We start from the raw sequence: 6847 nt of genomic DNA on the forward strand, positions 1-6847 counted from the left end.
ACAATCTCAATGGACCACCTATAAAAAAATCATTCCTGAGCTAGAAACTATTATTGACTCCGGTTCTATTTACACAGGTACTTTTGATTTCGAGAGGCTCTTGTTAACTAAGCCTGATGTTGCACTTATTGCGGCGTGGCAATATGAATCTCTTGCTGAAAAAGTTGAAATCCTTGAAACAAGTGGCATCAAAGTAGTCGTTGTGGATTTCAATGCTCAAACGCTTGAAAAACACGTCACTAGCGCACGTGTTATTGGTAAAGTCATGGGCACAGAAAAGCGGGCAGAAACGATTGCAACTGAATACGCAAATGCAGTAAACACGGTAAAACAACGTGTTACTAAACACTTGGAAAACCACGAAACACGCCGTGTGTATGTTGAAGCAGGCACAGGTGGACCAAACGAATACGGTAAATCTTACTCGACCACAATGTGGGGCAACCTTTTGACCATGGCGGGTGCCGACAACATTGCCAATGGTATGTTTAAAGGCTCTGCCCACCTAACTCCCGAATATGTGTTAAGCCAAGACCCAGAGGTCATATTTATATCAGGTGCCCACTGGGCGAAGCATAGCGACAGCGCACTCCTTGGCTTCGACAGCACCATGGAAGAAGTGCAGACTAGATACCGCCCATACCTAAGCCGCGCTGGTTGGAAACAACTGACTGCTGTTCAAAATGGTGACGTTTATGGCGTCTACCATTCAGGAACTCGTACTATTTACGACCACATCTTCTTGTTGTATCTAGCGAAATCGATTTACCCGGAAGCATTTAAAGACATTGATCCTAAGAAATTGCACCAAATTTTTTTTAAGAACTACATGCCGCAAGAGCTCAGAGGGACTTTCATGATTCAGGTGGGATCAAGCCATGAATGAAAGCATTAGAATGTCGCCTGACCTTAATTCCAGCCGCGGGATTTATCAACGATTGCAGAAGCAGCGGCTCAAGATTGTGTTGGCAACCTTTCTGGCGATGAGCCTTTCCGCATTATTCGATATCGGTACTGGCTCATCGTCGCTAAGTATTGAACAAGTTCTTAAGGCACTCCTAGGTGGCCCCTCTGGTGATAGCTTATCATCACTCATTATCTGGCAACTTCGATTACCCGCCACTCTCACCTGTATAATGGTTGGTGCCTCACTCGGGTTAGCCGGCGGTTTGATGCAAACCCTGTTAGCCAACCCACTAGCAAGCCCCTATACCCTTGGCATCTCTGCCGCTGCTGGGTTCGGTGCAGCCATAGCTTTCTTAAGCGGTTTTTCGGTCTTTGGTTTGCATTGGTTAGGCGTGCCGTTCGCGGCATTTTTAACGTCTGGATTCGCGAGTCTGGCGATCTACATAATTGGTCGGAACCGAAATATGGACGCCAAAGTACTCATTTTAGCCGGTATAGTCGTTCTGTTCTTTTTCCAGGCTCTACAGTCATTAATTCAATATTTGGCGTCACCAGAAGTCCTTCAACAAATTGTTTTTTGGCTGTTTGGCAGTCTGCAGAAAGCGAGTTGGTTATCCTTCTTTGTTTCAGGAACCGTTTTCATGTTCGGTTTGTTCTTCGCGTTGTCTCAGGTTTGGGCACTCACTGCCCTCACTTCTGGCGAAGAGCGCGCACTCGCCTTGGGGATCAAGACCAGCAAATTAAGGTTACAGATGTTTCTGCTTTGTTCATTGTTGACAGCAGGAGCGGTGTCATTTGTCGGAACCATTGGTTTCATTGGCCTGGTAGCTCCTCATCTAGCAAGAATATTAGTCGGCGAAGATCAGCGTTTCTACTTACCTTTGGCCGCAATAATGGGAGCGTTACTTTTATGTACCTCGTCCCTTATTGCTAAAGTGATTGTCCCAGGCGCTATCATTCCAATTGGTATTGTCACCTCCTTGGTAGGCGTCCCGATTCTTCTTTATTTTCTAATGAGCCGGAGGTTTATCTGATGAAGTCGCTTTCAATAGAAAATCTTTCCGTAACGGTTGGGGAAAAGCTCGTTTTAAAGAAGGTAGAAGCGCATTTTTGTGGCGGAGAATTTTCCGCCATTCTAGGTCCAAATGGCGCAGGAAAGACGACATTACTCAAGGCTGTCACGGGCATCCTCCCTTCTGTTGGGAAAATTACTTCAAGTGAAGGAAATGGACAAAGGTTACCCCCCAAATCCTTCTCATACCTGTGTCAACTCAACAAATCGGCCTGTCAATTAACTGTTCTTGAGTTTGTGTTGCTTGGCTTGGTGCATCAGCTGAGTTGGAACATCACATTTGAACAAGAACAAAAAGCAGAAGCCATCCTTATTTATTTAGGTCTGATAAATATCGCCCCAAGACAGTTTTCTCAGCTCAGTGGCGGTCAGCAACAACTGGTTTCATTGGCACAAGCTCTGGTCGCTGAACCCGATATTTTACTTTTAGATGAACCAACAAGTGCCCTAGATCTCAAGCACCAAGTTCAGATTTTAGACCTTGTTCGTCAATATACCCGAGCGAAAAACATCATCACCATTGCTGTACTGCACGATATCTCTCTTGCCGCTCGTTACTGCGACCGTCTTCTTTTACTGAGTGACGGCATCATTCAACACCACGGTAGACCAGAAGACGTGCTCGACTCTGAAAGGCTTAGCCAAATATATCAGGTTCATGTGGACGTAGGTTGTTGCGTACATGGGCATACCCACGTCACCCCAGTTCGTATTATTGAAACTGATTAAGCACAATGGGAACTTATTATGACAATGACTAACAAGCACTATCAATTATTAATTGCTGTCTATACGTTTGAATCTCAAATTCAAGCTTTGACGCATTACAGTCTAGAAAATTGTAATTGTTTTACCCTTTTACAGGAAAAATTGGATGAGTTATCTTCTTGGATTTTGCAGGAAAACCCTCAGGCCATTAGCAAAGAGTTGGGGGATACCCCTGAGCATGATCGTCTAATTAAGCAACTTCGTGAAACGACCGTAAAAGCCCTGTGTATGTTGGAAAAGCATCAATCTCAATGTGCCAAAGAACACCCACTTAACCTCAGTGAATATTTATACCAACTTTCTGAAAACACAAAGATTGAACTCAAGAGCGCAGAGATAAAAAGCAACTCAAGAGTGCTGTTTATCGGCTCTGGTTCATATCCGATTTCTGCGGTCACTATCTCTCAGTTTACGGGTGCTGCAGTTCATGGCATCGATATTGATGAGCAGGCAGTGACGATGGCGAACCAGCTAGACTTCTCCCACTTGTCTACTACTTTTAGCTGCAAAGATCTCATTACAGAATTTGTCGCTTTCCGACCGACCCATATCATAATCGCCTCTTTAGTCGAGCATAAATGGGAAGTACTTAAGCAACTTAAACCTCACCTACACCGTTCTCACCGGATCTTGGTCAGGTTTGGCAACGGTTTGAGATCCGCCTTTAATTACCCTTTCAACCCTCACCTAATAGACGGATGGGACACCAAACTACTCCTCAATGATTCCGCGATCTATGAAACTGTCTTGATGGAGCGAACAAAGTGACTATTTCATTAGGAAAAGTGTTGATCGTAGGCACAGGCCCCGCCGCATTTCAGACAGCAAAGATCATAAAAAACCAGTGCGAACAACTAGGGTTAGTAAACCGCTCATCCGAGCGTTGGCGACCCATGTTCGAAAGTTTACACAACGAAAGTGTTGCGCATGTTCTTGCTGCAAAACCCTCTTTGGAACTACTGGCCGGACAAGTAACATTTAATGCGGTTTTTGAAGATTTACGAGCAATAGACGGACAATGGGAAACGTTGGTTCTGGCCACGCCATCTCATGCGTATTCTGATGTTCTGTTGGCTTTACCCAAATCTTATTTGAGTGCCGTCAAAACCGTGGTTCTCATTTCATCCTTATTTGGTGGCCACCAGCTTGTGAAGGGATTTTTTGCAGAGCTGAATTTAACCCCCAATGTACTGGTGTTTTCCAATTACTTTGCGGCCACTAAATTCACCACAGGCCAAGCTGGGGTTCATGTCATGACCAAAGCCGTAAAAAAACGGATTTATGCTTACTCCAGTCAAACTAAATGTGCTGTCCTGAGTCTGCTGACTCAAACTTTAGCGGAGGTCGGTGTTGATGTTGTTGAGTTGGAAAATGGATTCAGCGTCGAGGGAAGAAACATTACCTCTTTCGTTCATCCCGCATTTTTCCTTACACCTTTCTCGCTCAATCACATATTGAGTGACACGAGAGAAGTGAAATACATGTACAAACTTTTCCCTGAGGGGCCGATTACTACCGAAACCATTCACACCTTGGTTGAGCTATGGCGTGATATATCAAGATTAATAATTCACTTTCAGGGAACCCCATTCAACTTGTTACAATTCCTCAATGATGACAACTACCCTGTGCAGCCGGAAACGATCCGTCGTAGTCAAATTGAAGAGTTCATGTCACTCACACCGATAGAGCAGGAATATTTGGTTTACGTACGATACAGCGCGATCCTGATAGACCCTTTTTCTAAGCCAGATGCAAATGGATACTACTTCAACTTCTCTGCTGTGCCCTATGCCAAAGGCAAGGTGAATGAAGGCAAGTTGTTTTTACCTCGGATCCCCAAAGAAGATTTACAGACTCTTTACTGGCTTAAAGTATTAGGCAGAGAGTATGGAATTACCTTACCGAGCATCAACCGTGTGCTAAGCACCTTCGAATCTTGGTTAAGTCGGTCTCAACTCCCTAACCTTTTGATTAAAGAATGTCACACTCAAGCGCTCAAGTACCTCATTTGGGTACGTCGGGCAAACGATCTTTAGAGAGAGCCATAATGAACAACGGTGTGGCGTTAACTATATTTTCTGCTTTTATTTTTAGTGTCATGAACGCACTTATTAAAGCGGCCAGCTTGACGATTCCAAGTTCTGAAATTGTCTTTTTTCGAAGCCTAATAGGAACCGTTCTGATTTTATGTTTAATGTGGCAAGCGAATATAAGGTTTTCCAAAACGGGGATCCCATTGCTTGTACTTCGCGGTCTGTTCGGAGCCTTTTATCTGCTTGCTTTCGTGTACGCCATTGCCCATATACCTCTAACGGATGCCGTCATTTTGGCTTACCTATCCCCGTTCTTCGTTATATTGCTTTCCAGCCTGGTCCTGGGCGAAACACTCCCTAGAAAAGCGGCGTTGCTTTTGCCTCTAGTTTTAATCGGAGTGGCCATAATTGTTAATCCATTTAACTACGACACGTTTAACCTTTATGCACTTGCGGGGGTGGCGAGTGCCTTTTTTGCAGCGGCTGCCTCTATCACCATTCGCCACCTAAGCAAAAAGCACCATATTTACGAGATTGTCTTCTACTTTCTTTTCACTGCTATGCTGATATCCAGTTACTGGATGAAAGATGAATTTGTAGTCCCACAGGGCATTACTTGGATTTATCTGATTGCCATTGGTATTGTCTCACTGATTGGGCAAGTTTTCCTGACAAAGGCATTCAGTCATGAAAACGCTGCAGTGGTAGCAGTCACCCGCTATATTGGTCTGGTCTTCAATTTACTTTGGGGGGTGATTTTTTGGCATGAAATTCCAGGCTGGATGACGACATTAGGCAGTCTCACTATTATAGCCGCCTGTATCTCCCTTTCTTTAAAGAAACAATAGAGCACTTAACTGATCAGAATCTTGTATATAAAAGTAAAGACAGCTAACGGATTCAAGCACCACCTCAATATGGGAAGTAGTAAACTGGTGCTCTAACATCATGTGCTCAAAAACTTGAAAATAAGCCCCAACGACCGCCCACTGTCCTTTCCCGAAACCCCTCGATAAGAATTTACCATCTAAATTATAGAGTTCAACGGTTGCAATAAGCTTATCTTCCGTTGTATGCAGGGAAGACAGAATGTGATTTAAAGACAGGTCATTTGAACCGTTAATCCCTGACGCTTTTAACTCCTTCTTCCGCATGCCTCTCAAGATATGAATGCAGGAGAACCGCTTGTGTTTATGTAAGATGCTAAATGTACACGTAAAGTTGAAAAATCCTATCTAATTTATAGATATTGAATAGGAATCCTTGTTCGACTTTTTACGCAGTTCTAGAGGTACATTTGAATTGATTGCTTAAAATTGTCTGCCAATAGGTCAGCAAGGTAGTTTCAACCTCACTCCCTAAATCTCGATTTAAAATTTGCGCCCCAAGAAAACCTTTGGTCCTTGATGTATCTTTTACACCTGTCACATACAAGTGTTCAAGAAACTCTTTCCCGTGCTCTTTAGGGCAAATGTCTTTCCACTCCCTGACTATCATAAATCCTCCGTTTATACCGCGTTATACTTGTTCTACAACAGTTTCTCTCCCCCTAAAAAAATGCGATGTTGTATTCCAGAGCACACACGCAGTTCCAGATTCACACTAAATTATTAACTAATTTAGATTCATTTTATTTGTAACTATTGTAATTTTAGCCACCCATACAAATGCGAATGATAAGAATTATCATGAATTGTTTAAAGAAAATAATAGTTTCCTCATTTTTCCTCTCACCAATACATTGTTATTCTACAGAAATTATAGGGGAAGCTTTTCAATCGAATGACTCTTACGAAAATAAGATTAGAGATAAAAAATCGTTAGAGTTAGAAGCCCCTGACTGTACTGGCAACTCCTCTTGGATTGATTACCCTTCCTTACCTCAAGAGCCTACAGAAACGAGTAAATCCGATATTAATTGCAGTTTTATGCAGTTTGCATGGCAATCTTTTGCTTATTATACCAGTGACAAGACACCGGATTTATTCTTGAATATGATGCCGAAAGACAGAATATTTAAAGAGATACCCGATAGTTGGGACAATAAAGGTGATCAAGGATTAGT

The 6847-nt window shown here is 43.1% G+C and carries 6 protein-coding genes and 1 pseudogene; all 7 read left to right on the top strand.

Going from position 1 to position 6847, the window contains the following annotated elements; genetic code table 11:
- Positions 1 to 886, top strand: an 886-nt coding sequence (locus tag H5300_RS24575) for an ABC transporter substrate-binding protein (protein WP_182797145.1), incomplete at its 5' end; no start/stop codon positions are given.
- Positions 879 to 1940: an iron ABC transporter permease gene (locus H5300_RS24580; protein ID WP_017061833.1), complete on the top strand. Its 1062-nt coding sequence runs from the start codon at positions 879 to 881 to the stop codon at positions 1938 to 1940. The genes H5300_RS24575 and H5300_RS24580, both read left to right, overlap by 8 nt.
- Complete coding sequence (locus tag H5300_RS24585; protein ID WP_050649305.1) at positions 1940 to 2707, top strand: ABC transporter ATP-binding protein; 768 nt, start codon at positions 1940 to 1942, stop codon at positions 2705 to 2707. Before H5300_RS24580 ends, H5300_RS24585 begins: the two co-directional genes overlap by 1 nt.
- 18 nt (positions 2708 to 2725) lie before the next feature.
- On the top strand, positions 2726 to 3514 hold the full coding sequence (locus tag H5300_RS24590; RefSeq protein WP_135381786.1) for a nicotianamine synthase family protein: 789 nt from the start codon (positions 2726 to 2728) through the stop codon (positions 3512 to 3514).
- Positions 3511 to 4785, top strand: coding sequence for an opine metallophore biosynthesis dehydrogenase (locus H5300_RS24595; RefSeq protein WP_135381787.1), 1275 nt, complete (start codon positions 3511 to 3513; stop codon positions 4783 to 4785). The genes H5300_RS24590 and H5300_RS24595 overlap by 4 nt, the downstream gene beginning before the upstream one ends.
- 11 nt (positions 4786 to 4796) lie before the next feature.
- Positions 4797 to 5630 (top strand): DMT family transporter, encoded by an 834-nt coding sequence (locus H5300_RS24600; RefSeq protein WP_135381788.1) that lies wholly within the window; start codon positions 4797 to 4799, stop codon positions 5628 to 5630.
- Between the two features lie 840 nt (positions 5631 to 6470).
- Positions 6471 to 6847 (top strand): annotated as a pseudogene (locus tag H5300_RS24605) (hypothetical protein); the annotation flags it as partial.

The sequence above is a fragment of the Vibrio sp. SG41-7 genome, assembly GCF_014164465.1.
In the GTDB taxonomy this organism is placed as follows: Bacteria; Pseudomonadota; Gammaproteobacteria; order Enterobacterales; family Vibrionaceae; genus Vibrio; species Vibrio splendidus.

Bases quoted from the DNA above. Each gene is read 5' to 3' on its own strand.
- H5300_RS24585 (WP_050649305.1), top strand. From the start codon at position 1,940: ATGAAGTCGCTTTCAATAGAAAATCTTTCCGTAACGGTTGGGGAAAAG.
- H5300_RS24590 (WP_135381786.1), top strand. From the start codon at position 2,726: ATGACAATGACTAACAAGCACTATCAATTATTAATTGCTGTCTATACG.
- H5300_RS24580 (WP_017061833.1), top strand. From the start codon at position 879: ATGAATGAAAGCATTAGAATGTCGCCTGACCTTAATTCCAGCCGCGGG.
- H5300_RS24600 (WP_135381788.1), top strand. From the start codon at position 4,797: ATGAACAACGGTGTGGCGTTAACTATATTTTCTGCTTTTATTTTTAGT.